This is a genomic window from Sediminicola luteus, from assembly GCF_040566555.1.
Taxonomy (GTDB): Bacteria; Bacteroidota; Bacteroidia; order Flavobacteriales; family Flavobacteriaceae; genus Sediminicola.
Window position 1 is genome coordinate 679891 of the sequence record NZ_JBEWYP010000001.1, and the last position, 25768, is coordinate 705658.

Annotated in this window: 25 protein-coding genes; 16 read left to right on the forward strand and 9 right to left on the reverse strand. The window is 40.9% G+C overall.

Features of this window, described 5'->3' with window-relative positions; translation table 11 throughout:
• Window positions 1-4 precede the first annotated feature (4 nt).
• Both ABXZ32_RS03005 and ABXZ32_RS03010 read right to left on the reverse strand, forming a co-directional pair.
• Window positions 5-2563: an ABC transporter permease gene (locus ABXZ32_RS03005; RefSeq protein WP_354617200.1), complete on the reverse strand. Its 2559-nt coding sequence runs from the start codon at window positions 2561-2563 to the stop codon at window positions 5-7.
• On the reverse strand, window positions 2560-3246 hold the full coding sequence (locus ABXZ32_RS03010) for an ABC transporter ATP-binding protein (RefSeq protein WP_354617201.1): 687 nt from the start codon (window positions 3244-3246) through the stop codon (window positions 2560-2562). Before ABXZ32_RS03010 ends, ABXZ32_RS03005 begins: the two co-directional genes overlap by 4 nt.
• A gap of 73 nt (window positions 3247-3319) precedes the next feature.
• Here ABXZ32_RS03010 and ABXZ32_RS03015 point away from each other — a divergent pair, with 73 nt between their 5' ends.
• From ABXZ32_RS03015 to corA, 6 genes are all read left to right on the forward strand, one after another.
• Window positions 3320-4018, forward strand: coding sequence for an arylesterase (locus ABXZ32_RS03015; RefSeq protein WP_354617202.1), 699 nt, complete (start codon window positions 3320-3322; stop codon window positions 4016-4018).
• A gap of 3 nt (window positions 4019-4021) precedes the next feature.
• On the forward strand, window positions 4022-4408 hold the full coding sequence (locus tag ABXZ32_RS03020) for a DUF1801 domain-containing protein (RefSeq protein WP_354617203.1): 387 nt from the start codon (window positions 4022-4024) through the stop codon (window positions 4406-4408).
• A gap of 97 nt (window positions 4409-4505) precedes the next feature.
• Window positions 4506-4976, forward strand: a complete 471-nt coding sequence (locus ABXZ32_RS03025) for an SRPBCC family protein (protein ID WP_354617204.1) — start codon at window positions 4506-4508, stop codon at window positions 4974-4976.
• A 42-nt stretch (window positions 4977-5018) separates the two neighbouring features.
• The gene (gene speB, locus ABXZ32_RS03030; protein ID WP_354617205.1) at window positions 5019-5795 is read left to right on the forward strand and encodes an agmatinase; all 777 of its coding nucleotides are present in this window, start codon (window positions 5019-5021) and stop codon (window positions 5793-5795) included.
• A gap of 38 nt (window positions 5796-5833) precedes the next feature.
• Window positions 5834-6640, forward strand: coding sequence for a hypothetical protein (locus ABXZ32_RS03035; protein WP_354617206.1), 807 nt, complete (start codon window positions 5834-5836; stop codon window positions 6638-6640).
• 89 nt (window positions 6641-6729) lie between these two features.
• A complete protein-coding gene (gene corA, locus ABXZ32_RS03040; RefSeq protein WP_354617207.1) occupies window positions 6730-7794 on the forward strand; it encodes a magnesium/cobalt transporter CorA in 1065 nt (354 codons plus the stop codon).
• A 61-nt stretch (window positions 7795-7855) separates the two neighbouring features.
• Here the strand turns inward: corA and ABXZ32_RS03045 are convergent, their stop codons facing one another.
• A complete protein-coding gene (locus tag ABXZ32_RS03045) occupies window positions 7856-8308 on the reverse strand; it encodes a Rid family detoxifying hydrolase (RefSeq protein WP_354617208.1) in 453 nt (150 codons plus the stop codon).
• A gap of 89 nt (window positions 8309-8397) precedes the next feature.
• Between ABXZ32_RS03045 and ABXZ32_RS03050 the strand changes: the two genes are divergently transcribed.
• Genes ABXZ32_RS03050 through ABXZ32_RS03070 form a run of 5 tightly spaced genes read left to right on the forward strand, consistent with a single transcriptional unit; the run spans window position 8398 to window position 12204 of the window.
• Window positions 8398-9918 carry a helicase HerA-like domain-containing protein gene (locus tag ABXZ32_RS03050; RefSeq protein ID WP_354617209.1) on the forward strand — a complete coding sequence of 507 codons (1521 nt, stop codon included), beginning with the start codon at window positions 8398-8400 and terminating at the stop codon, window positions 9916-9918.
• 7 nt (window positions 9919-9925) lie between these two features.
• Window positions 9926-10477, forward strand: a complete 552-nt coding sequence (locus ABXZ32_RS03055) for a hypothetical protein (protein WP_354617210.1) — start codon at window positions 9926-9928, stop codon at window positions 10475-10477.
• 50 nt (window positions 10478-10527) lie between these two features.
• Window positions 10528-10890, forward strand: coding sequence for a cupin domain-containing protein (locus ABXZ32_RS03060; protein ID WP_354617310.1), 363 nt, complete (start codon window positions 10528-10530; stop codon window positions 10888-10890).
• A gap of 17 nt (window positions 10891-10907) precedes the next feature.
• Entirely contained in the window at window positions 10908-11747 is an 840-nt protein-coding gene (locus tag ABXZ32_RS03065; RefSeq protein WP_354617211.1) for an alpha/beta fold hydrolase, read from the forward strand.
• A 31-nt stretch (window positions 11748-11778) separates the two neighbouring features.
• On the forward strand, window positions 11779-12204 hold the full coding sequence (locus tag ABXZ32_RS03070) for a VOC family protein (RefSeq protein WP_354617212.1): 426 nt from the start codon (window positions 11779-11781) through the stop codon (window positions 12202-12204).
• A gap of 45 nt (window positions 12205-12249) precedes the next feature.
• On the opposite strand, the gene ABXZ32_RS03075 is transcribed toward ABXZ32_RS03070, so the two are convergent.
• Both ABXZ32_RS03075 and ABXZ32_RS03080 read right to left on the reverse strand, forming a co-directional pair.
• A complete protein-coding gene (locus ABXZ32_RS03075; protein ID WP_354617213.1) occupies window positions 12250-12699 on the reverse strand; it encodes a GNAT family N-acetyltransferase in 450 nt (149 codons plus the stop codon).
• 21 nt (window positions 12700-12720) lie between these two features.
• Complete coding sequence (locus ABXZ32_RS03080) at window positions 12721-14448, reverse strand: alpha/beta hydrolase-fold protein (protein WP_354617214.1); 1728 nt, start codon at window positions 14446-14448, stop codon at window positions 12721-12723.
• A gap of 208 nt (window positions 14449-14656) precedes the next feature.
• Between ABXZ32_RS03080 and ABXZ32_RS03085 the strand changes: the two genes are divergently transcribed.
• A complete protein-coding gene (locus tag ABXZ32_RS03085) occupies window positions 14657-14803 on the forward strand; it encodes a hypothetical protein (RefSeq protein WP_354617215.1) in 147 nt (48 codons plus the stop codon).
• A gap of 25 nt (window positions 14804-14828) precedes the next feature.
• Here ABXZ32_RS03085 and ABXZ32_RS03090 read toward each other — a convergent pair whose 3' ends face one another.
• The 3 genes from ABXZ32_RS03090 to ABXZ32_RS03100 all read right to left on the reverse strand — a co-directional run bounded on the left by ABXZ32_RS03090 (window position 14829) and on the right by ABXZ32_RS03100 (window position 18988).
• Window positions 14829-15713: a bifunctional 5,10-methylenetetrahydrofolate dehydrogenase/5,10-methenyltetrahydrofolate cyclohydrolase gene (locus ABXZ32_RS03090; RefSeq protein WP_354617216.1), complete on the reverse strand. Its 885-nt coding sequence runs from the start codon at window positions 15711-15713 to the stop codon at window positions 14829-14831.
• 40 nt (window positions 15714-15753) lie between these two features.
• The gene (gene ffh / locus ABXZ32_RS03095) at window positions 15754-17091 is read right to left on the reverse strand and encodes a signal recognition particle protein (RefSeq protein WP_354617217.1); all 1338 of its coding nucleotides are present in this window, start codon (window positions 17089-17091) and stop codon (window positions 15754-15756) included.
• 139 nt (window positions 17092-17230) lie between these two features.
• Complete coding sequence (locus ABXZ32_RS03100; RefSeq protein ID WP_354617218.1) at window positions 17231-18988, reverse strand: hypothetical protein; 1758 nt, start codon at window positions 18986-18988, stop codon at window positions 17231-17233.
• Between the two features lie 107 nt (window positions 18989-19095).
• On the opposite strand from ABXZ32_RS03100, the gene ABXZ32_RS03105 reads away from it, so the two are divergent.
• From ABXZ32_RS03105 to ABXZ32_RS03115, 3 genes are all read left to right on the forward strand, one after another.
• On the forward strand, window positions 19096-19608 hold the full coding sequence (locus ABXZ32_RS03105; protein WP_354617219.1) for an RNA polymerase sigma factor: 513 nt from the start codon (window positions 19096-19098) through the stop codon (window positions 19606-19608).
• A 153-nt stretch (window positions 19609-19761) separates the two neighbouring features.
• Entirely contained in the window at window positions 19762-20676 is a 915-nt protein-coding gene (locus ABXZ32_RS03110; RefSeq protein ID WP_354617220.1) for a FecR family protein, read from the forward strand.
• Window positions 20657-23218 (forward strand): TonB-dependent receptor, encoded by a 2562-nt coding sequence (locus tag ABXZ32_RS03115; RefSeq protein WP_354617221.1) that lies wholly within the window; start codon window positions 20657-20659, stop codon window positions 23216-23218. The genes ABXZ32_RS03110 and ABXZ32_RS03115 overlap by 20 nt, the downstream gene beginning before the upstream one ends.
• A gap of 137 nt (window positions 23219-23355) precedes the next feature.
• Here ABXZ32_RS03115 and argS read toward each other — a convergent pair whose 3' ends face one another.
• Window positions 23356-25146 carry an arginine--tRNA ligase gene (gene argS / locus ABXZ32_RS03120; RefSeq protein ID WP_354617222.1) on the reverse strand — a complete coding sequence of 597 codons (1791 nt, stop codon included), beginning with the start codon at window positions 25144-25146 and terminating at the stop codon, window positions 23356-23358.
• A 149-nt stretch (window positions 25147-25295) separates the two neighbouring features.
• Between argS and ABXZ32_RS03125 the strand changes: the two genes are divergently transcribed.
• The gene (locus ABXZ32_RS03125; protein ID WP_354617223.1) at window positions 25296-25721 is read left to right on the forward strand and encodes a hypothetical protein; all 426 of its coding nucleotides are present in this window, start codon (window positions 25296-25298) and stop codon (window positions 25719-25721) included.
• The last annotated feature ends 47 nt before the right edge of the window (window positions 25722-25768 follow it).

Below are 25768 nucleotides of genomic sequence, written 5' to 3' on the forward strand. Positions count from 1 at the left end.
TTTTTTATCTGCCTTCCTTGCGCAATACCTCCAAAGGTGGACTTTTGACCACACTGCGGCTGTTGAGCAACCCTATGACCAAAACCAAAAGGGTAACACCCGGGAACAGGACCAAAAACGGGAACATGGAAGGGACAAAGGAGGTTTTGAATACCAACAATGCCAATAATTGGCTCCCGATCAAGGATAAAAGTATCCCCGACAAACCGCCCAAGACCCCTAAATAGGTATATTCCAAAGCTGTGATCTTTAAAATCTGACTGCTTTTGGCTCCAATGGTTCGCAAGAGCACACTTTCCTTGATCCGCTGGTATTTACTGGTACGAACCGCCCCTAGCAGCACAATGATTCCAGTAAGAATGCTGAAAAATGCCATAAAATTGATGATCCAAGAAATTTTTTCCAAGAGACCTTCAATAACAGATAGCACTTGCCTTAGATCTAAGATGGAAACATTGGGAAATTGTTTTACCAATTCCTTTTGCAAAAGGGCCGATTGCCTTTCATTGGGCACTTTGGTTGTCAACACCCGGAATTGTGGCGCATCTTCCAATACCCCTTTGGGGAAAACAATGGAAAAATTCAATTGCATCCTACTCCAATCCACCGTGCGGATACTACCAACAACCGTTTTCAAAAGAACCCCCTGTACATTAAAAGTAAGTTCATCCCCTACCTGTACTTTGGCATCTTCAGCAAAATTATCACTCACGGAAATGGGAACTAAATCCCTTGAAGCGACCTCTCTGGTCCATTCCCCAGCCTCCATAGTTTCTGAAGCAATGAGGGAATCCCTATAAGTGACCCTAAACTCATGGTTCAAAACCCATTGATTGATAGTAGAAGTGGTGTCCTTTCTAATATCATTCGCCATGACACCTTTGATACTTTCTACCCTCATGGTGATGATCGGAATATCATCCAAAACAGGCAAATTACTCGTTTTTATTGTATTCGCCACTGCCAATTCCTGTCCGGCCTGCACATCCAATAAGATCATGTTCGGACTGTCCGAATTGGATTCTATAGAAGCTTGATCCAACAATATATCCTTGGTGAAATACAAGGTACTGATCAAAAAAGTACCTACCCCAATGGCCAGAACCAACGTTAAGGTTTGGTTCTGTGGCCTAAATAGATTCAGCAGACTTTGGCGGGCAGTAAAGCCCCAAGAGCTCGGGAAGTATTTTTTTATCCCTTTCATGAACAGGTTGGCCACTCCGCCCAAAATAGAGAAGGTTACTAATATGGCACCCACAAAGGCCAAAGAATAACGCCAATCCTTCAACAGCCAAAGGGCAAAGAGAAAAACAAACAGGGTAATCCCCAAAGACACAAGTAACAGGGCCTTTCTCGATTTTTTCACTCCTTCCGTCCCAACACGCAGCGTTTGCAAGGGAGACACATACAAGGTCCCAATCAACGGGTATAGGGCAAAAAGTACGGACATGAGCACGCCCAACAACAAGCCCATAAATATGGCCTGGGCAGAGAATGAGATTTGGATCTCTATAGGAATAAGTCCTTGCAGCAACAACGGAAAAAGCTGTTGTAACAGAAGTCCGGCTACAGTTCCTATGATCCCCCCTAAAAGTCCCATAGCGGCAATCTGTATCAAATACATCACAAAGGTCTGTTTGCGGGTAGCACCTAGACATTTGAGAACGGCCACGGCACGTAGTTTTTCCTTAATATAAATATTGATGGCACTGGCGATACCAACACAGCCCAATAAGAGGGAGATAAAAGCGACCAGGTTCAGGAACTTTCCGAAATTATCGTACCTACGCCCTAAGCGCTCACTAGTGGAGGTATGGGTGTCCAGATCGGCATCCTCGGCATCCAATTGCGGATCCAGGATTTTATCCAATTGTTCCATATCCGCCCCGTTTTTGGCCACGAAATAAAATTCATAATCTACCCTACTTCCCTGTTGAATCAATCCGGTTTCTTCAATAAACCGGTAGGGAATTAAGATAGGCGGGGCTACGGAACTAAAAATGGCCGTGCTTCCAGGCACAGAATTAAGTGCTCCGGCAATAGGCAGGGTTATATTCCCCACCTTTATACTATCCCCAGGTTTTATCTCCAATTGGAGCATTACCGTAGCATCTACCAATGCGGCTCCCTGATCTTGATATTCTTTAGCCGCAGTAATAGGTGTTGTCTCCAATTCCCCATAAAAAGGAAAACCTCCCTCTATGCCCCTAACCTGTACCAACTTTGCGGCATCAGTTTTAGGGAAGGCGGCCATGGAAGCAAAATTGATTTCTTTCGCATTGGCACCCCCCAAGGAATCCATTAGAAATTGCACCCGCTCATTGGGCGGCTTTCCGCTGTCTATTATAAAATCGGCACCCATAAGTGCCTTGGATTGTAATTGAATATTGTCTTTGAGGTTCTCCCCAAAGGACTGAATGGATACTACGGCTGCAATCCCCAAAATGATGGAGGCCATAAAAAGTACCAGCTTGCTCCCACTGGCCCGGCCATCGCGCCATGCCATTTTTAACAGCCATGAGGTTCCAGCCTTTGAATATGGTGTAGAATTCTTATCGATCATCCAGCAACTGTTTGGTCTTCCATAATCCTACCCCCTTTTAATCGTAATATGCGCTGGGTCTTCTGCGCTAATTCCAAATCATGGGTGACAATCACCAAAGTGGTTCCCAATTCTTTGTTTAGCTCAAAAAGTAGCTGTACCACCTTTTCCCCGGTTTCGACATCCAAATTCCCTGTAGGCTCATCGGCGAACAAGATGGAAGGCTTATTGCAAAAGGCCCGTGCCAAGGCAACCCGTTGTTGCTCCCCTCCGGAAAGTTGTGAAGGATAATGGTGGATACGATCAGCCAGGCCTACCTTGCCCAAAAGTTCCACGGCCCTTTTTGTGGCACTCTTGTCCCCTCTTAATTCCAAGGGCACAGCCACATTTTCTAGGGCAGTAAGAGTAGGTAACAATTGGAAGTCCTGAAAAATAAAACCAACATGCTTGTTTCTCAACTGTGCCCGCTCATCTTCATTTAAACTGCCTAGATCCGTGCCACATAACGCTATGGAACCGGTATCGGTTTGATCCAAACCTGCACAAAGCCCCAAAAGAGTGGTCTTACCACTTCCTGATGGCCCAACAATAGAGAAGGTTTCCCCCTCTTCTATATCAAAACTGATATCTTGAAGTACCGTTAATTCCTTGGACCCACTGGTATAGCTTTTCCCTAGGTTATGTATGTTTAATATCTTTGTCATTTCCCTACTTTTATATTCACTTTCCGAAAGGAAGCAAAATAAAGAAATGATTTTGATTAAAATCCGTAAGCCTATGAGAACCCTGTTAACCTTTTGTTATTTTTTGGCATTCCTACTTACCGTTTCCTGCGGGGAGAACGCCACCAAAAAAGAATCTCAGGACATAAATAAGGAAATCCAAGAGGAAAACAACAATAGTACAACAGCCTCTGAAAAGGTTATTCTATTTTTCGGCAACAGCCTAACCGCCGGTATGGGCTTAGATCCCAATGAGGCCTTTCCAGCCGTGATCCAACAGAGACTGGATTCCCTTAATTTGCCCTATACCGCAGTGAATGCCGGCCTTAGCGGAGAAACCACTGCTGCAGGAAAAAACAGGATCAATTGGGTCCTCAATCAAAAGGTGGACATTTTTGTGTTGGAATTGGGCGCCAATGACGGACTTAGAGGTATTCCCCTGGAAGAAACCCGCAGCAACCTCCAGACCATCATTGATAAGGTACTGGCAAAAAATCCGGAGACAAAAATAGTCCTTGCCGGGATGCAGATACCCCCTAATATGGGTCAGGAGTATACTTCCGAATTTAGGGAGATATTTCCAGAATTGGCCGCAAAGAACAATGCGGCGCTTATTCCTTTTCTTTTGGAGAAGGTGGCAGGGATCCCATCTTTGAACCAAGCGGATGGCATTCACCCAACCGTGGAAGGTCAAAAAATAGTAGCATATCAAAATGTATGGCCGGTTTTAAAACCCTTACTCATAGAAAAGTAAGCTATGAAAAAAAGCGAGGAATTTGAACAGATCTTAAATGGTTACTCTCCCAATATTCAAGAATTGGCCCTGGCCACTAGGCAACTTATTTTCACGGTATTGCCACAGGTGGTGGAAGTGGTATGGGGCACACAAAAAATAGCGGGCTATGGTACAGTAAAAAAGAAAATGACAGAACATTTTTCTTGGATAATGCCTGCAAAAAACCATGTGACATTGGGATTCAATTATGGGGCAGAACTCCCTGATCCTAAAGCCCTCTTGGAGGGAAGCGGGAAATTATACCGCCATATCAAGGTAAAATCCATGAAAGACCTCAACAATCCCGATCTCAATGTGCTCTTAAAGTTTGCAACAACATACCGTGTTCCTCCCCTTAGTACGAACTAGTCGTTATTTGCGATAATGTAGCTATAATCGTATCATATTATGTTACTAATTACTTACTTTTAAAAAAAATAAAAAGAGATATACAAAAATATAAATCATGACAGATACCAACAACTTTGCACACGCCGCCATGATGATTAGAAAACCAGTAGAACAGGTTTTTATGGCCTTTACCAATCCCGAAATCACCACAAAATTCTGGTTCACCAAGAGTTCCGGTATGTTGGAAAAGGGAAGAACCGTAGATTGGACCTGGGAAATGTACGATCACAGTATTCCGGTACATGTATTGAAACTGGTCACCAACGAATTGTTGATCATAGAATGGGGCGAAGGAGATAAAAAGCAGCTTGTAGAATGGGAATTTAAAGCCTTGGATGACTACAGGACATTTGTTTCCATAACCAATACAGGATTTAAAGGCTCCCCAGATGACATAGTATCAGGTATCAGGGATTCTACAGGAGGATTTTCGTGGGTATTGGCCGGCTTAAAAGCCTATTTGGAGCATGGAATAGAATTGAACCTTGTTGCCGATAGATATCCCAAAGAATTGGGGAACCACTAAATCCGATCAAAGGTCATTTTAATATAAATCCAAGCTCCACCTATGTCCAATATCATCATCCAAGGAATTAAGTACGATGAAAAATCTTCCTATCAAAAAGGTCCGGCCCAAGCACCAGAACTAATTAGAAAAGCCTTGCACTCTGGCTCCATGAATTATTTTGGCGAAGTTGGAACCACTATAGAAAGTGGCCAAATCCTGGATAAGGGTGATTTTGAGATCGCCTCCTATTTTGATATTGAAGAGATCACCAAAACCCATTTGAACGCTGAGTCTAAAATTCTGACCCTTGGGGGTGACCATTCCATAACCTTTCCTATTGTAAAGGCCCTGCATGCTAAATATCCGGTTTTGGATATTCTGCATATAGATGCCCATGCAGATCTATATGACAACTATGAAGGGGATCCTTACTCCCACGCTTGTCCCTTTGCCCGAATTATGGAAAATGGATTTGCTGTGCGATTGGTGCAAGTAGGAATCCGTACCTTAAATACACACCAAGCGGAACAAGCCAAAAAGTTCGGAGTGGAAATCCACCCTATGAACAACTTAAATTTGTCGAGCCTTACAAAATTCAAAAATCCACTTTATATCTCCTTGGATATGGATGGATTTGATCCCGCTTTTGCACCTGGAGTATCCCATCATGAACCGGGCGGACTTACCTCTAGGCAGGTTATTGATCTCATTCAGAATATCGATGCTGAAGTAGTCGGAGCCGATATCGTAGAATACAATCCTACGAGGGATTTTCAGGATATGACCGCTTTTTTGGCGGCAAAGATGATGAAGGAAATCTTGGCGAAAATGCTTTAAGATTACCTTTCAACCCTACCAATATCAGTATTAGATCAATGAAGACCATATTATACGTTACCGATTTCTATTATAAGGCCAAAGGCCGAAAATATTATGAGGAAGATTTGTATATCACCGCCCACCTAAAAGATCATTTCAACATCCTGATAGGACACCCCCATCAGGTATTATCCTACTTGGATGTAGCGGATGCACTCGTATTTAGGAACACAGGATCTGTCATTGGCTACCAGGAATATTTCAAACAGTTTGTAGAAGAGGTGAAAGAAAAGGATATTATCACCTTCAATTCCCTTGATGGCAAGGCCGATATAAAAGGCAAGCAATATCTATTGGATCTAATGGATCTGGATTATCCCGTAATTCCCACCATTGACCATTTGAAGGATTTGGATAAACTCGGTGATCCTACAACCTTTGTAGTAAAACTAAAAAATGGGGCCGACTCCATAGGGATGGAATTCCTGACCAAGGAAGAAGTACTAAAAATTGATTTAAAAGGCAGGCTGATTCAACCTTACCTCGATTTTGAGTATGAAGTTTCGTTCTATTACCTCAACAATAGTTTTCAATACGCCCTTTACGCCCCAAATAAAGAAAAACGATGGGATTTACAGGAATATACAGCCACAGATGAAGACCTGGTCTTTGCAGATAAATTTGTCCATTGGAACAACATGGAACGGGGCATCGTACGTATAGATGGATGTAGGCTGAAAGACAATTCCCTGTTGTTGGTAGAGGTGGAAGATTTAAATCCTTTCCTGTCCCTAGATGCCCTCAGTGAACCTAAAAAGATGGATTTCATAAAAAATTTCATTTGTGCCCTAGAGCAATTGTAACCAAACCTCAGCAAGCAATATCTGGCTCCTGATTCTAAAAAAAATAGTACCTTAACGTAACACACCAGCTAAACTTAAGGCTCACCTATATGGCTAGAATTGTTAAAAAAAAGAAAGAGGAAATTGGCTTGGCACCGGATACCCTATACTTCAGGGGCAAAAAAAAAGCTGAGAAGGTATATTTACGATTGATCGACTTTGATTCTGACAACTTGGAGGAAAGTGCCGTACAGACCGTAAGGCAGGTTTTGGAGTACCAGGAAAAACCTACGGTTACCTGGTTCAATGTAGACGGGCTGCACAACATTACGGTCATGGAAGAGATTTCCAAAGGGTTCAATATTGACAAGCTTATCCTCGCCGATGTCATGGACACCGAGGCAAGGCCCAAAGTGCATGAATACGCCAATTGCATCTATCTTTCCATCAAAATGTTGCAACAGAATGAGAAGACCCATAAGATAACGGTAGAAAATCTAAGCCTCATCCTAACGGATAAGGTGCTTATTTCCTTTCAGGAAAAAAAGGGAGATGTTTTCGATCCTGTTAGGGAGCGGATAAGAAACAACAAGAAAAGAATTCGGAATTCTGGAGTCGATTATTTGGCCTTTGCCCTCTTGGATATTGTGGTGGACAATTACATCTACATCATAAGTGTCTTAGGAGATAATATTGAGGCCTTGGAGGAAAAGCTGTTACAAGACCCAAACCAAAGCGTCATAGATGAGATCAATGCCTATAAGCGGGAACTGAATTTCCTACGGAAAAATATCAACCCCTCTAGGGAAATGATCTTGGCCCTCTCCAAAATGGAATCCGAATTTATTGAAGAGACCACCTATGTGCATTATAAGGAACTGCTGGCGAATGCCAACCAAGCGGCGGAATCCTCCGATAGCTATCGGGAAATATTATCCGACCAGTTGAACATCTACCATACCATGATAAGTAGCAAATTGAACGATATCATGAAGTTCCTGACCGTTTTTTCGGTCATTTTTATCCCCCTGACCTTTATAGCAGGGATCTATGGGACCAACTTTGATGTGCTGCCAGAACTACATTACCAATACAGCTATTTTATCATGTGGGGGGTTATGATCGCTGTGGTCATAGGAATGCTGATCTACTTTAGAAGAAAAAAATGGCTTTAATCTAGATAAAGGCATGATAAAAAAGACCGAAACATTCTTCTTCCTTTCATAGCCTTTTCAATTATTCTTTAACCGCTACTACCTCTATTTCTATTTTGGCATTGGCGGCCAATCCACTGGCGGCAAAGGTAGTTCGTGCTGGTTTTTTGGTAAAGTATTGGACATATACTTCATTAAAGGCCGCAAAATCCTCAATATTACTGAGGATCACCGTACATTTTACCACTCGGTCCAAATTCATTCCATGGTGTTCCAAAACTGCAGCAATATTTTTAATGACCTGCTCCGTTTCGGCTTTAATACCTCCTGTAACCAAAGTCCTCGTGCTATGGTCCATTCCTATCTGACCGGTCAAAAAGTACATCTTTCCCACGGCTACGGCATCGCTATAAGGGGCGGATTGCCTTTTCTCTTCATGTGACGCATGGAAAACTAGGGAAGATTCCTCTTGGGCATTTAGTGTTGTTACTAAGACCAATGTAAAGGCGATAAGTAGATATAATCTATTTTTCATAATGCAAAGTGCTTAATTGGCTACCATATTGGCGGTAGCACCCTTTTATGTTCATTAAAATTAGCCTATTTTTATCAAAAATATACCACATGAGTACCAAAGACCAATTCTTTGCCCACATTGAGGAGGGATATACCACCAAAGGAGACTTTATCACCATGGGTTCTGCCATTTTGGATGGTGAAACCGTAACCAACGCTTTTGTAAAGATCCCATTAAAAACCTTGAACAGGCATGGATTGATTGCCGGAGCAACAGGAACAGGAAAAACAAAGACATTACAGGTTATAGCAGAAAATTTATCGGACAAAGGTATTCCGGTACTCTTAATGGACCTAAAAGGAGATTTGAGCGGTCTTGCCCAGCCCAGCCCGGGACATCCAAAAATTGATGAGCGCCATGCTAAAATTGGGATCCCTTTCGAAGCCAAAGGTTTTCCTGTGGAAATCCTATCTCTTTCAGAACAGGGAGGGGTAAAATTGAGGGCAACGGTTTCCGAATTTGGGCCTGTCCTCCTATCTAGGATCTTGGACCTATCAGAAACCCAAGAAGGTATCGTCGCCGTGGTATTTAAATATTGTGACGATAACAAAATGCCCCTTTTAGATTTAAAGGACTTTAAAAAAGTATTACAATACGCAACTGGGGAAGGTAAAAAGGAGTTTCAAGACAGTTATGGTAGGATTTCCACCAGCTCTACTGGGACCATCTTACGAAAGATCATTGAATTGGAGCAGCAAGGGGCCGAATTGTTCTTTGGAGAGAAATCTTTTGATGTAGAGGATCTTGTACGCATCAATGAAGACGGCAGGGGTTATATCAATATCCTTCGCCTTACGGATATCCAAGACCGACCAAAATTATTCTCCACTTTTATGTTGAGTCTTTTGGCCGAAATATATTCAACCTTTCCTGAGCAAGGGGACAGTGATAGGCCAGAATTGATTCTGTTTATTGATGAGGCCCATTTAATTTTCAAAGAAGCGTCAAAAGCGCTGATGGACCAGATTGAAAGTATTGTAAAATTAATACGTTCCAAAGGAATTGGTCTCTATTTTGTGACCCAAAACCCAACCGATGTGCCCGATGATGTCTTGGCACAATTGGGACTTAAAGTACAGCATGCTTTGAGAGCCTTCACTGCCAAAGACAGAAAGGCAATTAAATTGACTGCCGAAAACTATCCCGATTCCGAATTCTATGACACCAAGGAAGTATTGACCTCTTTAGGTATTGGAGAGGCTTTGATTTCTGCCTTGGATGAAAAAGGTAGACCTACGCCCTTGGCCGCAACCATGTTACGGGCACCCATGAGCCGTATGGATGTGCTTACGGATAGTGAACTTAAATCTATCGTAGACAATTCCAAATTGGTGAAAAAATACAACGATATTGTAGACCGCGAAAGTGCCTATGAAATATTGAACGAGAAAATTGAAAAGGCCGAAATAGCAGCTGAAAAGGCAAAAGAAAAAGAAGAAAAAGAAACTGTTAGCAGAAGATCTACCAGAAGAAGAACAAGCACAAGACAAAACCCTGTAATTAAAGTACTTACCAGTGCTACATTTATTAGAGGTGTTTTAGGAGTGCTAAAGAAAGTAATGCGTTAAACAACCTATGAAAAACAAGAATATTTTTGCCTTGGCCCTAGTTGCCATGACCTTTATACAATGTCAAAAAGCAGATAAGGAATTTTTAATCACCAAAGATAACGTTGGCAAAATAAGCCGAACCACTAAGGTGTCCGACTTAGAAGCACTTTATGAAAAAGACTCCATTGTATTGGACACAAACGTTTCCAAATTAACCTCAACCCAAGAAAAGATTCAGGTCTTCGAAAAAGGCGGGGTCCATTTATTGACGCTGACGCCCACTACGGACAGTATTCCTACCATTGAGAATATTAGAATTTACGATCCTCGTTTTGTATCCGATAAAGGGGTTAGTCTTCTTAGCACCTTTAAGGACATCAAGGACAACTATACCATTGATAAGATTGTGACCTCCATGAATAATGTGGTCATCTTTTTAAGTGATAGCGATATGTACATCACCATAGACAAAGAGGAATTGCCAGAAAGTCTGCGCTATGCCTATGCAGGTGACATTGAAGCTGTACAGATCCCGGATGTGGCCAAAATAAAATATATTATGGTTGGTTGGGATTAATTCCATCTACCATGAATGCCATCTCGAGAGGTGAACCAACAAAATACGTAATGAAAAAATACACGGTACAAAAAGCCCCTTTTGTGGTCCCCACTACCGACGGGAAGCTAATAGAAGAACATTTTGGAAGAGCCACCGATGGCAATTCCCAAGTGAGTATTGCCCATATGGTAGCCCCTCCAGGATGGAGTGAACCTTTCCAAACCCCAGAATTTGATGAGTACACCTATGTCATCAGGGGAAAGAAACAATTTATCATAGATGGGGAGCAGGTGATCCTTGAAGCGGGACAGTCCATAAAAATTGAAAAAAATACCCGTATTCAATATTCCAATCCTTTTGATGTTCCTTGTGAATACATCGCGGTTTGTCTCCCGGCATTTTCCATGGAAAGCGTAAATAGGGAGGAATAGCAGTACAAGTGGAAACTATGGAAAAATTAATCTATAAATATTTGGCCCTTGCCTACGGACAGTATTTTAATGCCTTATCCTTTGTTTCCAAAAGAAAAGCCGCAGAAAAGGCTTTTATGCTTTACTGTACGCCAAGAAAAGGCAAGGTTTTGCCCCACCAAAAAGAATATTTGGACAGCGCAAAGCACCAAATAATTAATGCGGCCAATACCGATATTCAGACGTACAAATGGTCCGGCACAAACGAAACTGTGCTTTTGCTCCACGGCTGGGAAAGCAATGTTTTCCGATGGAAAATACTGATTGAAAAATTACAGGAAGATAATTATAATATCATTGCCCTTGATGCACCTGGTCATGGAAATTCTTCTGGCAATATTTTGAATGTGCCCCTTTATACCGAGTGTGCCAATGTAGTTATTAGCAATTATAAGCCTTCCCACATCATCGGGCATTCCATGGGCGGGATGACCACAATTTACAACCAATACAAGTACCCCAATCCCGGGATAAAAAAACTGGTATCCTTAGGTTCCCCTTCCGAACTTTCGGAAATGATGGACCACTACCAAAATTTGTTGAGCTTTAACGACACCGTTCTTTCGGGACTGGAAACATATATAAAAGAACAATACGAGATAGAAGTACAACACTTTTCTGCGGCCAGATTTTCGGAAAGTATTGCACAGAAAGGATTTATCGTTCATGATGAACTTGACCTGATAGCCCCCTTTTCCGCGGCCGAAAAAATCCATGGCCAATGGAAAAACAGTTCTCTTTTTAAAACCTCAGGTTTAGGGCATTCCCTTCATCAAGAAGAGGTGAACCAAAAAATTATTGACTTCCTCAAGTCATAAAAATCATTTATTTTTATCAAAAATAGTCGCTATGTCCAAAGTAAACCCATTTCACATTGCCATTCCCGTTCATAACCTAGATGAATGCAGAACCTTTTACAGGGATATCCTGAATTGTGAAGAAGGCCGAAGTAGTGACCATTGGGTAGATTTTAGCCTTTTTGGCCATCAGTTGGTGATACATTACAAGCCCAAATCTAAAGAGGAATCATTGCATACCAATCCCGTAGACGGCAAGGACGTTCCTGTGCCTCATTATGGGGTGGTTTTGGATTGGGACCAGTTTGAGAATTTTGCTGAGGATTTAAAATCCAAAAAAGTTGAGTTTGTAATTGAGCCTTATATCAGGTTCGCAGGCCAAGTAGGCGAACAGGCGACCATGTTTTTCTATGATCCGGCAGGCAACGCTTTGGAGTTTAAATCTTTTAAGGATATGGGGCAGTTATTTGCCAAATAGCCTGAATTTACCTTCGACTAGCTACAGCTTTTTATATAATCAGCCTTACAGGAATTTTTCAAAACACATACTGTTTTCAATTCCCGCATACTGTCCGTAATTGGGAATGATTTTATATCCATTCTTGGTATAGAGGGCTATTGCCTCTGGTTGTCTTTTTCCCGTTTCCAAAACACATTTTTGGTAGCCCAATTCCCGTGCCCAATCTTCCAAAGAGGACAAGACCTTGGTAGCAATCCCTTTACCTCTTTTTTCCGGAGTCACGTACATCCGTTTTACTTCCATGACATTTGGCTCAAATTCCTTAATGGCCCCACAGGCTACTGGTAGATCCTTTTCATAGGCGACCAATGCATATTTTATAAGATGCAGCTTATTGTATTGATCATAAAACGAATGATCTTCCCCGTCCCTTTCCGCCAAATCAACATCCAGAAAAGCCACAAGCTTTTTAAAGTCGGGCTGGGAGGCATCGGTTTTAATTATGCGAATCATTGGATATTTATTATCTCATTATTAATAACGCCAGCTGGTCAGATCGGCCCCTTTTGGAGCGCTCTCAGCAATACGTTTCATTATTTTGGGCACATACATGGTATTGTACCGCAAACGGCTAATATAATTGGGCTGGTCCGGGTCCCCATTCCAACAATGCTCCGCCCTATCTCCATAAGCTACTTCCCCCTCATAATAAGGATCTGTGGTACTTTCTAAAAAGTCCTCCATCAGATACACTGCATTGTTCAAATAGTAATTGTCCATATCTCCACAATAGATATGGATTTTCCCCTTCAATTTATCTCCCAATTTGTCCCAATCGCGTTCCATAATATAACGAAGGTCATAGTTTTCCTGCCAGTATTTGGCCACATCTGCATTAATATCCCCACTCATTTTATCCCATAAGCGAACTGGATATCCATCTTCCCCTTGTGGGGAATACGTTGCCTCCCATATGTCCCATTGCTGTCCAGACCTTGACTTATCCCCTAAGACCAGCTCCAGGTGATTCCCTTCCCTCAAGGTAGATTGTATTTGGCCTAGGTTATCGCGATGGGCAGGTACCTCCAATTTTTTGAAGTTGCTGTTATAGTAATAGGCATTTGTATCCTCATAGATATTGGTTAGGCAATAGGCCCTGAAATCAATGGGGTCTGGACAAGCAGCAAAACACCCGTTGTATTCATCAGGATACTTTACCTGTACCGCCAAGGCCTCCCAACCTCCCGTAGAACCGCCATAAAGAAAACGGGACCAGCCTTCGCCCATTCCCCTAAACTTCTTTTCAATATGCGGAATCAGCTCAAAGGTAATGGCGTCCCCGTACGGGCCTTGACTGGCTGAATTCACCGCATAGGAATCGTCATAATAAGGCGTTGGATGTTGAATTTGGATGATAATGAAACGAGGAAAATCTGGTTCGTTCCAACGCTTATAAAAGTCATATGCTTCTTGTTCCTGTATAATATTATACCCATCAACATTGAACCTAGCCGAATATTCTGGTTTCATATTGGGATCTGGGGGCGTGGTGCTAAAACCTCCAAAGTCACTCGGGAAGTGCCCGTGAAAGATCATCAACGGATACTTGGCCTCAGGGTGTTCCTCAAATCCTTTGGGTAACAATATATGGGCACCCAAGTACATATCCTTCCCCCAAAATTCAGAGAGTTTCTCGGATTTTAATTTGATGTGCTTTATCCATTCCGTGTCCTCTGGCTCTTCTATTGGAGGAATGATCTGATCCATTTGAATATTTATATCCGGAATCCCTTTTTCGGTGATGGTAACCTTTATGGGCTTGCTATAAATATTGCCCGGTGAGCGGTTCCATTGCTGGCCTTCCCCATCGTCCATTGGCAATTTTACGGTCTGACCCGTAGCCAAATTGAAAGTTTCATACTTGTGCAATAGTGCTTGTACATAATAATCGCCTGGTGGGATATCTGCCATACTCACAATCGGAAAACCAAAGTCCTCCCCGTTGAAGACTACTTTTTCATTGGGTGCCATTCCATCCACATTTTTTCCATATATCAATTGGGCCTTGAGACCATCATTAATTTGAAATCGCGGTTCTGTTTGGTCATTGTTTGCCAGCATCAACAATAACCTACCGTCCATTTTCTCCGTTCCAACGGCATCAGAAAAAGATATTGTTACGGCAATGGGAGTGGCTACCTCGTTATTTGATTGAAAGGATGACATGCAAATGACGGCAATTAAGAGAAAAATTCTTTTCATGGTTTGGTATGGATATATTTAGAGAAAAGATACTCATTTCCCAATTATAATCAAACCCCATAAGCAATCCTTCGGACCAAAGGACAATGTATTGAATGTACCTCTCCCGCTCAAGGATGGCATACCTGTTGGTTATAAGAAAAATTGTTTTTAAACGTTATATATCCTAAAGAGGACTAGGTTTTGATACCTACTAAATTTCTGGTCTATGAAAAAAGTATTAGCCGTATTCTTGGTGTTTGGCAGCATCATCGCTATGAGCAGTTGTGATTATGACGACAGTAATGATATTGATGTGTTAAACCCCTACGACACTGTTCAAGGGGCAAGCTATGAAACAAAAATGCCCCAATAAATTGGGGCATTCATAAGTCGTTATATTATTTTCTTCCTCTGTGACGTTCCCTTGCCAATAAGGTGTTTTTTAGCAGCATAGCAATGGTCATAGGTCCTACCCCACCTGGTACGGGGGTAATGAATGATGCTTTTTTGCTTACGTTTTCAAAATCCACATCCCCAGTAATATAATATCCTTTTTCCTTGGTATCATCTGTTACACGGGTAATTCCCACGTCGATGACCACAACATCATCCTTCACCATTTCTGCCTTTAAGAAATTAGGAACCCCAAGGGCCGAAATAATGATATCTGCCTGAGATGTTATTTGGTTGATATTTTTAGTGTGACTATGGGTCAAGGTTACCGTGGAATTCCCTGGCCATCCTTTACGGCCCATTAAAATACTCATGGGGCGACCAACAATATGGCTTCTTCCAATGACAACGGTATGCTTTCCTTTGGTATCCACATTATAACGCTCCAATAATTCCAAGATCCCAAAAGGGGTGGCTGGAATAAATGTGCTCATATCCAATGCCATTTTCCCAAAATTCATAGGGTGAAATCCGTCCACATCCTTATCTGGGTCTACGGCCAACAATACTTTTTGCGTATCTATCTGTGGAGGTAATGGAAGTTGTACGATAAAGCCGTCGATATCGTCATTTTCGTTAAGTTCCTCTATCTTTTTCAGTAATTCAAGTTCAGAAGTGGTACTTGGCATTTTTACCAACGTGGATTCGAAGCCTACCTTTTCACAAGAACGTACCTTACTTCCCACATAGGTTAAACTGGCACCATCATTACCAACGATAATTGCTGCCAGATGCGGAACCTTCTCCCCACGCTCCTTCATTTTGGAAACCTCAACGGCAATTTCCTCCTTAATCTGATTGGAAACTTTCTTTCCGTCCAATAGCTCCATAGTATTTTTTTTAGGTATTAGTTTTTAAATCAAGGTTCAATTACTTCATCCCCTTCATGGCACCCATCATCTGCATCATCTTTTTACCGCCACCGCCTTGCATCATCTTCATCATCTTGCTCATTTGGTTGAACTGTTTCAATAGTTGGTTCACCTCTTGTACCGTTCTACCACTCCCTTTTGCTACACGTACTTTTCTGCTAGCGTTCAATACGGCAGGATTGGCACGTTCATCTGGGGTCATAGAATGTATGATGGCCTCAATATGTTTGAAGGCATCATCATCTATATCCAACCCTTTAAGCGCCTTACCGGCTCCAGGGATCATCCCCATCAGATCCTTTAGGCTACCCATCTTTTTTATTTGCTGAATCTGACTCAAGAAATCATCAAAACCAAAGGTGTTCTTGGCAATTTTCTTTTGGATCTTTCGTGCTTCCTCTTCGTCGAACTGCTCTTGTGCACGCTCAACCAAGGAAACAACATCTCCCATCCCCAGAATACGATCTGCCATACGGGAAGGATGGAATACATCAATGGCATCCATTTTTTCTCCTGTACCAATAAATTTGATAGGCTTATCGACCACCGATTTAATTGAAATAGCGGCACCACCACGGGTATCACCATCCAATTTGGTAAGGATTACCCCATCAAAATTAAGGATGTCATTAAAGGCCTTGGCAGTATTTACTGCATCCTGACCGGTCATGGCATCTACCACAAAAAGAGTTTCTTGAGGTTCAATAGCCTTATGGATGTTGGAAATTTCCTTCATCATGGCCTCATCAACTGCCAAACGACCCGCGGTATCTATGATGACCACATTGTGTCCGTTTGCCTTCGCGTGGGCAATACCGGCCTTGGCAATCGCCACGGGATCATTATTCCCTTTATCCGAGTATACTTGAATTCCCAATTGATCACCTACAACATGTAACTGGTCTATCGCCGCAGGACGGTAAACATCACAGGCAACCAACAAAGGATTCTTTGATTTTTTGGTCTTTAAGAAATTGGCGAGTTTTCCAGAAAAGGTAGTTTTACCAGATCCCTGTAGACCCGACATTAAGATTATAGAAGGGTTCCCTGAAAGGTCAATGCCCTCTGTTTCACCACCCATAAGCTCTATCAGCTCATCCTTTACCAATTTCACCATCAACTGCCCTGGCTGAAGGGAAGTCAGTACATTTTGGCCCAACGCCTTTTCCTTGACGGTATTGGTAAATTCTTTTGCAATCTTAAAATTGACATCGGCGTCCAACAAAGCCCGTCTTACCTCTTTGAGGGTTTCAGCAACATTTATTTCCGTTATCTGTCCATGCCCTTTGAGGACGTGTAGTGCCTTATCTAACTTTTCGCTTAAATTATCAAACATAGTCTTGCAGTATTAAGAAATGCAAATTTAAGAATAACAATGGGAAGTGGGAAGTTTGACCCTAAAAATATAAATGCAAAAAGGGCAACTTCGTTATGAAGTCACCCTTTTCAAAATATTTGGGGCAAAAAAGTGGTTCTTATTTCTCGAAGACCAGGATATCCTCTGTTCCTCCAGTATTTTCTTTTCTCAATTCTATACGTGTACTACTCACAGCGTGTATTCTCCAATCATTGGACAACACGATAAAATTATTGTTTTCACCGTAGTTCAGGTAACATCTTAGTTTTCCTTCACTATCTCGGATAATTCTCCATAAACTATTGTCTACCAAAGGATCTGCATCAACAGAAATACTGGCTACATTATTGGATGAGAAGAAGAAATCAAAATCGACATAAGTATCAGCGGTATCGATACCATTAACAGTATACTTAGCTATTTTCCAGGCACCTCCCATTAAATAATTTCTGATTTCCATCACATCACCATCTTCATTGTTATCATTACAGTGACGCTCCAAAATCAACTCATAGGCCGTACCTTCAATTTCAAATTTCAGACGCTTATTTGTCAAATCTCTCAATAACCATTCAAAGCTTACACCTGGCTCATCGCCCATGGTAATTGCCATAACCAATTGTCCTTGTGCGTTGGTAGTGATGGCCCAAGATCCAGTTGAAGTGTTTACACCATTGCTCAATGTTACTTCGGCATTGGCTCCAAAACTGAACTTGTAACCCAACAAACGATCTATTTCCTCTCCATTATTCTTTACTTTTTTGATCACCCAGCCACATTCCTTTAGAATATCCCTTAAGGTATCAGGCGTATTATTTACAAGATCACAGGCTTTCTTCATGATGATCTTATTACCCTCACCAGAGTATAGCTTAATTCTACCTTCCTCAATCTCATACACAAACCATTCCAAAGTAAAATCTACCAAGACATCAAACTCTAATTTCAAGAGAACACGATTTTCACCAATCCTAGTGGACCAAGTTCCTTCTAAGGCTGCACCTGTTCTATTCTTAACAATTACAGTTCCATTTTCTTTAAAGTTCATTACATATTCGAAATATTGATCGGTCTGGTTAATACCATCCCTTTTTACTTCGTGCACCAAGAAAGGACAAGAGACTAAGAATTCATCCAATCGCTCCTTATTAAAGTCGTCATCGTTATAATCATTGTCATCATCCTCATCACATTTATCCTTTGCATTCTCAATGGCATTGGCCAATTCAATATTACTATTCACTGTTATTTCAGTCCCATCATATAGTGCGAGGCTAATAGGAAAATCGAAACTTACCAAGTCATTATCATCCAAGCCTTTAAAGAATCTTCTTAATTCCAAATCACTGTTCACTACCACACTACCCGTTTGTTGTAGGTTAGCACTGAAGGTGTACAGTTTTACTGGATATACAAAATCTATACATTCAATATCATCATCCTCGCCACCTTCTTTACAATCGGCAACGATTTCACGTAGATCCTCTTTATTGTTGATCACCACTTCGGTATAATCCGCAAGGGTAATGGTAATAGGAAATAAAATTTCCAAGAAATCCTCATCCCCATCAACAGAATCGAATATTTCTTCGATCAATCTCAGATCTGCTATGGAGTCTATGGTCAATTGAATTCCTGCCACTTCTACGGTATAGGGAAATTGGATGGCAATACAACTGGAGCCATCAACAATATTATCATAGGAACCATCATTAGAAGATGTACGCTCCACTAACTTAGCAGTAGCTGAACTGGCTGCAATAGCCTCTTGATCATTTCCTTGTGGCAATTCTTCAAACTCATCTTGACATGAGGTGAAGTTTATAGCAAATACCAGTAGGCCGGCATACATTAGATAACTAAAAAACTTTTTCATAATGTTTGGATTTAATTTGGTGTTATAACTATAGAACAACCCACTTAAAGAAAACCCTACCCACTTTTTAATTTTTTTTAAAATATCTTTGAAAAAAATTAATACGCTTGGATACGGACAACAAAAACAACGTTTGCAAAGAAGAGGTCTATAGCGCCCTCTTTAACACCAATTCTAAAACGGTTTTTAACTATATATATTATAAGTTCGGAAATGAGGAAAAAGCCTATGATGCAGTACAAGAGGCTTTTATAAAACTTTGGGAGAATTGTGCCAAAGTAGCACCGGAGAAAGCAAAATCTTATGTGTATACCGTTGCCAACAATCTTTACCTTAATGTGATAAAGGCCGAAAAGGTCCGTTTAAAGTATGCCGATAAGAGTTTGGAGGTTTCCCATGAGTCGCCAGAATTTTTGTTGGAAGAAAAACAATATCAGGAAAAATTGGACCGTGCTCTGAACAGTTTACCAGACAACCAACGCACCACGTTTTTATTGAATAGGATAGATGGGAAGAAATATGCAGAAATAGCAGAAATGGAAAATGTAAGTGTCAAGGCCATAGAAAAACGGATGCATTTGGCATTAAAAACATTGCGCGAACAAATTGAAGGAATTTAAGGAGTCCGTAATAAAATGTTTAAAGTAGGATAGCTTTAACATGAATTGAATTATCATTTCAGTTATACATTATCCTTTTAAAGATAAAATATTTCAATTAAAAAGTAGGGTTTTTATTTTTTTGGTTGTTACAATTATGAAAAGAACAGTAAGATGCAAGAAAATTACTTAGCAAAATGGCTCAATAACGAACTCTCTGAGGAGGAGTTGGCAGAATTTAAAAAATCTGCCGAGTATGCTTCTTATCAGAGGTTAAAGGAGGTTTCCAGTACTTTGGAGGCTCCTAAATTTGATGCTGATCAGGTATGGGCGTCCCTTAAGAACAAGAGGGAATCGTCCAAATCCAAGGTTGTCCAATTGCGTCCCTTCACAAAATTGATGCGGGTTGCGGCCGCCATTGCCGTTATTGCTGTTGCTTCTATCTTTTACTTGAATTCCCTGGACGAAACCATTTCAACACAATATGCAGAGCGCGCAGAAGTAATTTTACCCGATGCCTCTGAAATTGTATTGAATGCCGATTCCGAAGTTTCCTATAGCAAAAAGAAATGGGACAAAAAACGGAATGTATCCTTAAAAGGAGAGGCTTTCTTTAAGGTGGCCAAAGGAAAACGATTTACCGTTACCACCCCTGAAGGCACTGTTGCAGTATTGGGAACCCAATTTAACGTTGAAAATAGAAAAGGACTTTTTGAAGTGACCTGTTTTGAAGGACTTGTAAGTGTAACCTTCCAAAACAAGGAATTCAAGGTTCCTGCCGGATCTTCGTTTTTGGCTATCAATGGGGAGGTAAGACCTACCATTGCACCAACAACCACGTTGCCGTATTGGATGAACAACGAAAGTAATTTTAAAAGTATTCCGCTTTCCTATGTGCTGGACGAGTTTGAAAGACAATACAATGTAACTGTTGAAGTAAAGGATATTGATACCACCCAATTATTTACCGGTACTTTTAGTAATACAGATATAGATTTAGCGTTAGAAAGTATAAGTGTTCCTGTCAATATCCAGTTCAAAAAACTGGACGGGAATAAAGTCGTGTTCTATGCTGAAGAAACACCATAAAATTCTACATACCACATTTTTACTCCTGCTGTTTTTCACCTTGGCGACCAAGGCGCAAAACAGCAAGGTTGTTTCTATACCCCTCATAGATTATATCCAATCCTTGGAAGCCACTTTTAATGTTAAGTTCTCTTATGTAGACGAGGATATCCAAGATTTATCGATCTCCCCAATACAGAGTAACGACCTAGCAGAAATATTAACAGGCATCCAAAACCATACGCAGTTACAGGTCAAGAAACTGAGCGACCGCTACTATACCCTATACAAAAGTACCACCGTGGATATTTGTGCCCAAGTGCTCGATAATTTTGAAGCTAACACCATCCCCGGAGCTACCATTGAAGTATTGGGAAGCAGTATTGCCATAGTAACCAATTTTGAAGGTTCCTTTAAATTGGAGAATATCCCCAGACAGGCCACCTTGAGAATACGGTTCTTAGGATATAAAACAAGATACATTAGGGCCGAGGAATTGGTAAACCCTTCCCCCTGTCAACAAATATTATTGATACCCAATTATGAAGAATTGGACGAGGTAATCCTATTTAAGCTACTGACCACAGGGTTAAGCCAACAAAGGGATGGAAGTATTTTACTGACCATAGACGATTTTGGGATTCTCCCTGGACTCATAGAGCCCGATATACTGCAAACCGTACAAGCCCTACCGGGGATTAAAAGTATTGATGAAACGGTATCCGACATCAACGTAAGGGGCGGTACCAATGATCAAAACTTGATCATATGGGATGGAATAAAAATGTACCAGTCAGGCCACTTTTTTGGATTGATCTCGGCCTTTAACCCTTATCTCACCGATAAGGTGACCCTCATCAAAAACGGCACCAGCGCCCAATATGGGGGCGGTGTCAGTAGTATTATCAATATGGAATCCCAGAACAACATCCATGATTCATTTTTTGGGGGTGCAGGGTTTAACTTAATCAGTGGCGATGTTTATGCCCATGTACCTTTAAGTAGAAAGTTGGCATTTCAAGTTTCTGCCAGACGTTCGGTAACCGACTTTTTAAATACCCCAACCTATAGCAGATTTTTTGACAAAGCTTTTCAGGATACCAAAATTAAGGACAACAATTCCCAATCAACGGATGCGGATATCATTAGGGAAGAGGACTTTTATTTTTATGACATCTCAGGTAAAATACTCTATGATCTCAATGAAAAACAGAAAGTAAGGCTGAGCTTTATCAATATCAAAAACGATCTCTTATATACGGAAACGGCAAAGGACAGCGCTCAATCTTCACGAAGCGGCCTTGATCAAAACAATATTTCCTTTGGAGGTCATCTGGAAAGTACATGGACGTCTAATTTTTCCACGGATCTAAATATGTACTATACCAGATATAATTTAGATGCCAGAAATAGTACCGATAATGGCAATCAGCAACTGTTTCAAAACAATCAGGTGCTGGAAACGGCTGTAAAACTGAACACCAGATATGAGTTTTCGGAAACCATCAGCATGCTCAATGGGTACGCTTTTACGGAAGTTGGGATCATCAATTTCACCAATGTGACCCAACCGGCTTTTAAAAGCAACATCAAGGGTGTTCTCAGGCAACATTCGGTATTCTCGGAACTCAATTATAATGCTTTGAACAATAAGTTTAATGGTAGGATTGGGGGTCGATTAAATTATTTGGAGAACCTCAACACTTTCAAAGAGTGGATCCTGGAACCACGATTAAGCCTGACCTATAACTTTACCAAACATTTCAATGGAGAGATTTTGGGGGAGTTTAAAAATCAGGCCACCAATCAGATTATAGATCTGGAACAAAACTTCTTAGGGATTGAAAAGAACCGATGGATCTTATCCGACAACGATGAACTGCCAATTACCAAAAGTAAACAAGGATCGATTGGGTTCAAATACGACGACAAAAGTTGGTATGTGGGGCTTCAAGGTTTTTATAAGGAGGTCAACGGCATCAGCACCTCAACCCAAGGCTTCCAAAACCAAAATCAATTCAATGGAGAGATTGGAAAATATGATGTAAAAGGGGTCGAATTTTTGATCAATAAAAAAACAAACACCTTTAGCACTTGGTTGAGCTACGCCTACAACCTCAACAATTATACATTTGAAGATATTACCCCAAATACATTCCCCAACAATTTGGACATAAGGCACACCGTTACTTTTGCAGGTACGTATACTTACGAGGGACTTAAATTGGGAATTGGCCTAAATTACAGGACCGGGAAACCTTATACGCAACCTCAGGAAGGCGACAATGCCATTGACAGGACAACCTTTCCCAATACCATCAATTACCAAGAGAACAACAGCAGTAGGCTTCCAGACTACCTAAGAGCGGATGCCTCTGTCATCTATTCTTTTGAGATGGGCAATAAGGTAAAGGCATCAGTAGGCGCATCCATACTTAACCTTTTGAACAAAAGAAATGTTCTGAACACCTATTACAGGTTAAACGACGATAACCAAATACAAACTATAGAGAGTGTTTCCTTGGGAATAACGCCTAATGTTAGTTTTAGAGTAAGCTTTTAATCTAGACCAACTTATTGTACAGCCCCTAATACTCCTGTAAAAAAAGACTAGAATCCCTACTTAGGTCTCAACGACAACTGCGAAAATTTCCAATTATTTTGACATCCCAATTGGGTGTACTTCCCGAAAAATATGGATTACATCCTTTCAGGTACTTCTATTCCCAATAATTTAAAGGCCGATTGAATCACATCCCCCACTTTCTTGGCCAATTGTACCCTTAGCATTTTCTTTTGCTCATCTTCTTCTCCCAATATAGATACATTCTGGTAGAAGGAATTAAATCCCTTAACAAGATCGTAGGTGTAGTTGGCAATTAAAGCCGGACTGAAATTAGTCGCTGCCAATTGTATGGTATCCGGATATATCTGCAATTGCTTCAACAATTCTTTCTCCTTCTCATGAAGTTCTATCTCAGAAGTTTCTACTTTGCCCGAAATAGATACATTGGTATCCACAGCCTTTCTTAGAATAGATTGAATCCTTGCATAGGTATATTGTATAAAAGGCCCTGTATTCCCCTGAAAATCTACAGATTCCTCCGGATTGAAGAGAATACGCTTTTTAGGATCTACCTTTAAAATATAATATTTCAGGGCACCTAAGCCAATGATTTTATAGAGTTCTTGTTTTTCTGCTTCAGAATAATCCTCCAATTTTCCCAATTCCTCCGAGATCTCTGCAGCGGTTCTGGTCATATCATCCATGAGGTCGTCCGCATCCACTACAGTGCCCTCCCTACTCTTCATTTTACCACTGGGTAGGTCCACCATTCCATAACTTAGGTGGTACAGGTTTTCGGCCCAATCAAATCCCAATTTCTTCAAAATAAGAAATAGGACCTTAAAATGGTAATCCTGCTCGTTCCCTACAGTATAGACCATCCCTTTAACATCTGGGTTGTCCTTTACCCTTTGAATAGCTGTTCCTATATCTTGCGTCATATAAACGGCAGTGCCGTCTGACCGCAGTACTATTTTTTCATCCAACCCTTCATCGGTAAGATCTATCCAAACACTGCTATCCTCTTTTCTGTAAAAAACTCCTTTTTTGAGTCCGTCTTCAACCACATCCTTCCCCAACAGATAGGTATCACTTTCATAATAATATTGGTCAAAATCTACTCCTAGATTACTATAGGTTACTTCAAAACCTTTATATACCCATTGGTTCATGGTTTGCCAAAGTGCAACCACTTCCTCATCCCCTGACTCCCATTTGCGGAGCATTTCTTGTGCATCTAAAAGTATTGGGGCTTCCTTTTCTGCGATTTTCTTATCCACTCCCTCAGCAACCATGGCTGCAATCTCTTCCTTATAGGCCTTATCAAAGGCAACATAATAGTTCCCTACAAATTTATCCCCTTTTAATTGGGCACTCTCCGGGGTTTCACCATGACCAAAACGTTGCCATGCCAACATGCTCTTACATATATGTATACCCCTATCGTTTATAATTTGGGTTTTGTATACCTTTTTCCCAGATGCCTTTATGATTTCAGCAACGGAATAGCCCAATAGGTTGTTTCTAATATGTCCAAGATGTAACGGTTTGTTGGTGTTTGGCGATGAATATTCCACCATCACCGCATCTGCTTCTTTTTGCCCAACATAACCAAAATGCTGATCGTCCTTAATTTCATTAAAGAAATTGAGATAATAGCTATAGCTAATTGTAATATTCAAAAACCCCTTTACTACATTAAAGTCTTCTACTTCTACAACATGATCCTTCAGAAACTGACCGATCTGCTCCCCAATTTGAACTGGATTGCCCTTCACCGTGCGTAACATGGGGAAAATAACAACCGTAATATCCCCTTCAAAATCTTTTCTGGTAGGTTGAAATTCCACCTCAGGCAGATCCACTTTATAAATAGTGTTAACTGCTTCTTTTACCTTTAGGGTTAAGACTTCTTGAATGTTCATTAGATCTTGGCTTTTAAAGCTGCAAAACTACGCATTTTTATTCTTTCACACTGATTATATCACCAACCGAGCCTTTATAGTTGAAGATTTCCTTAACTTTAGAAGTAACTATGAAAAGTAACTTAAAATAAAAAATTGCTAAAATCAACATGCTTGTAAACGTATCCTACAACAACAAAGAAATCACAAGAAAAGTAGATAAAGAAGTAGGTAAACCTTTTACCTTAAAAGAGCGTTTTGCTTTAAAGGGTATCGGTTCCCCAAAATTGTTTATTACCGAATCGAGCCCTGGGATCAGAGACCTTTTGCTCTTGGACAACAATTTGGACACTTGCAATATTGAGATGAGGCCCAAAGGAATAATTGTCAGGTTCCGTTCTTTATTGGAAACCTTTGCACTGGTAATCCCCTATTACAAACTCACCATTTACAAGGGTGATTTTGCGGTATATTCCATCTTCCGGGACCATCACTTTATCAAAGTTAGATCAGATACCAAGGCCATTCAAAAATACTTCCGTAAAATTTTGGATTATAAAGCGGACAATGCTCCCACCTCTATTGAAGATCTTTAGGCAACTATAGCGTCCCCAGTTTAGGAGAAAATTATCAATGAAGGTCT

What these genes read in the sequence shown, in the direction of transcription:
- ABXZ32_RS03005 (WP_354617200.1), bottom strand. Translation starts at nt 2,563, where the DNA reads ATGATCGATAAGAATTCTACACCATATTCAAAGGCTGGAACCTCATGG.
- ABXZ32_RS03115 (WP_354617221.1), top strand. Translation starts at nt 20,657, where the DNA reads ATGCTGAAGAAACACCATAAAATTCTACATACCACATTTTTACTCCTG.
- speB (WP_354617205.1), top strand. Translation starts at nt 5,019, where the DNA reads ATGTCCAATATCATCATCCAAGGAATTAAGTACGATGAAAAATCTTCC.
- ABXZ32_RS03055 (WP_354617210.1), top strand. Translation starts at nt 9,926, where the DNA reads ATGAAAAACAAGAATATTTTTGCCTTGGCCCTAGTTGCCATGACCTTT.
- ABXZ32_RS03125 (WP_354617223.1), top strand. Translation starts at nt 25,296, where the DNA reads ATGCTTGTAAACGTATCCTACAACAACAAAGAAATCACAAGAAAAGTA.
- ABXZ32_RS03075 (WP_354617213.1), bottom strand. Translation starts at nt 12,699, where the DNA reads ATGATTCGCATAATTAAAACCGATGCCTCCCAGCCCGACTTTAAAAAG.
- ABXZ32_RS03060 (WP_354617310.1), top strand. Translation starts at nt 10,528, where the DNA reads ATGAAAAAATACACGGTACAAAAAGCCCCTTTTGTGGTCCCCACTACC.
- ffh (WP_354617217.1), bottom strand. Translation starts at nt 17,091, where the DNA reads ATGTTTGATAATTTAAGCGAAAAGTTAGATAAGGCACTACACGTCCTC.
- ABXZ32_RS03065 (WP_354617211.1), top strand. Translation starts at nt 10,908, where the DNA reads ATGGAAAAATTAATCTATAAATATTTGGCCCTTGCCTACGGACAGTAT.
- ABXZ32_RS03070 (WP_354617212.1), top strand. Translation starts at nt 11,779, where the DNA reads ATGTCCAAAGTAAACCCATTTCACATTGCCATTCCCGTTCATAACCTA.
- ABXZ32_RS03100 (WP_354617218.1), bottom strand. Translation starts at nt 18,988, where the DNA reads ATGAAAAAGTTTTTTAGTTATCTAATGTATGCCGGCCTACTGGTATTT.
- ABXZ32_RS03020 (WP_354617203.1), top strand. Translation starts at nt 4,022, where the DNA reads ATGAAAAAAAGCGAGGAATTTGAACAGATCTTAAATGGTTACTCTCCC.
- corA (WP_354617207.1), top strand. Translation starts at nt 6,730, where the DNA reads ATGGCTAGAATTGTTAAAAAAAAGAAAGAGGAAATTGGCTTGGCACCG.
- ABXZ32_RS03045 (WP_354617208.1), bottom strand. Translation starts at nt 8,308, where the DNA reads ATGAAAAATAGATTATATCTACTTATCGCCTTTACATTGGTCTTAGTA.
- ABXZ32_RS03050 (WP_354617209.1), top strand. Translation starts at nt 8,398, where the DNA reads ATGAGTACCAAAGACCAATTCTTTGCCCACATTGAGGAGGGATATACC.
- ABXZ32_RS03010 (WP_354617201.1), bottom strand. Translation starts at nt 3,246, where the DNA reads ATGACAAAGATATTAAACATACATAACCTAGGGAAAAGCTATACCAGT.
- ABXZ32_RS03090 (WP_354617216.1), bottom strand. Translation starts at nt 15,713, where the DNA reads ATGGAGCTATTGGACGGAAAGAAAGTTTCCAATCAGATTAAGGAGGAA.
- ABXZ32_RS03015 (WP_354617202.1), top strand. Translation starts at nt 3,320, where the DNA reads ATGAGAACCCTGTTAACCTTTTGTTATTTTTTGGCATTCCTACTTACC.
- ABXZ32_RS03025 (WP_354617204.1), top strand. Translation starts at nt 4,506, where the DNA reads ATGACAGATACCAACAACTTTGCACACGCCGCCATGATGATTAGAAAA.
- ABXZ32_RS03035 (WP_354617206.1), top strand. Translation starts at nt 5,834, where the DNA reads ATGAAGACCATATTATACGTTACCGATTTCTATTATAAGGCCAAAGGC.
- argS (WP_354617222.1), bottom strand. Translation starts at nt 25,146, where the DNA reads ATGAACATTCAAGAAGTCTTAACCCTAAAGGTAAAAGAAGCAGTTAAC.
- ABXZ32_RS03085 (WP_354617215.1), top strand. Translation starts at nt 14,657, where the DNA reads ATGAAAAAAGTATTAGCCGTATTCTTGGTGTTTGGCAGCATCATCGCT.
- ABXZ32_RS03080 (WP_354617214.1), bottom strand. Translation starts at nt 14,448, where the DNA reads ATGAAAAGAATTTTTCTCTTAATTGCCGTCATTTGCATGTCATCCTTT.
- ABXZ32_RS03110 (WP_354617220.1), top strand. Translation starts at nt 19,762, where the DNA reads ATGCAAGAAAATTACTTAGCAAAATGGCTCAATAACGAACTCTCTGAG.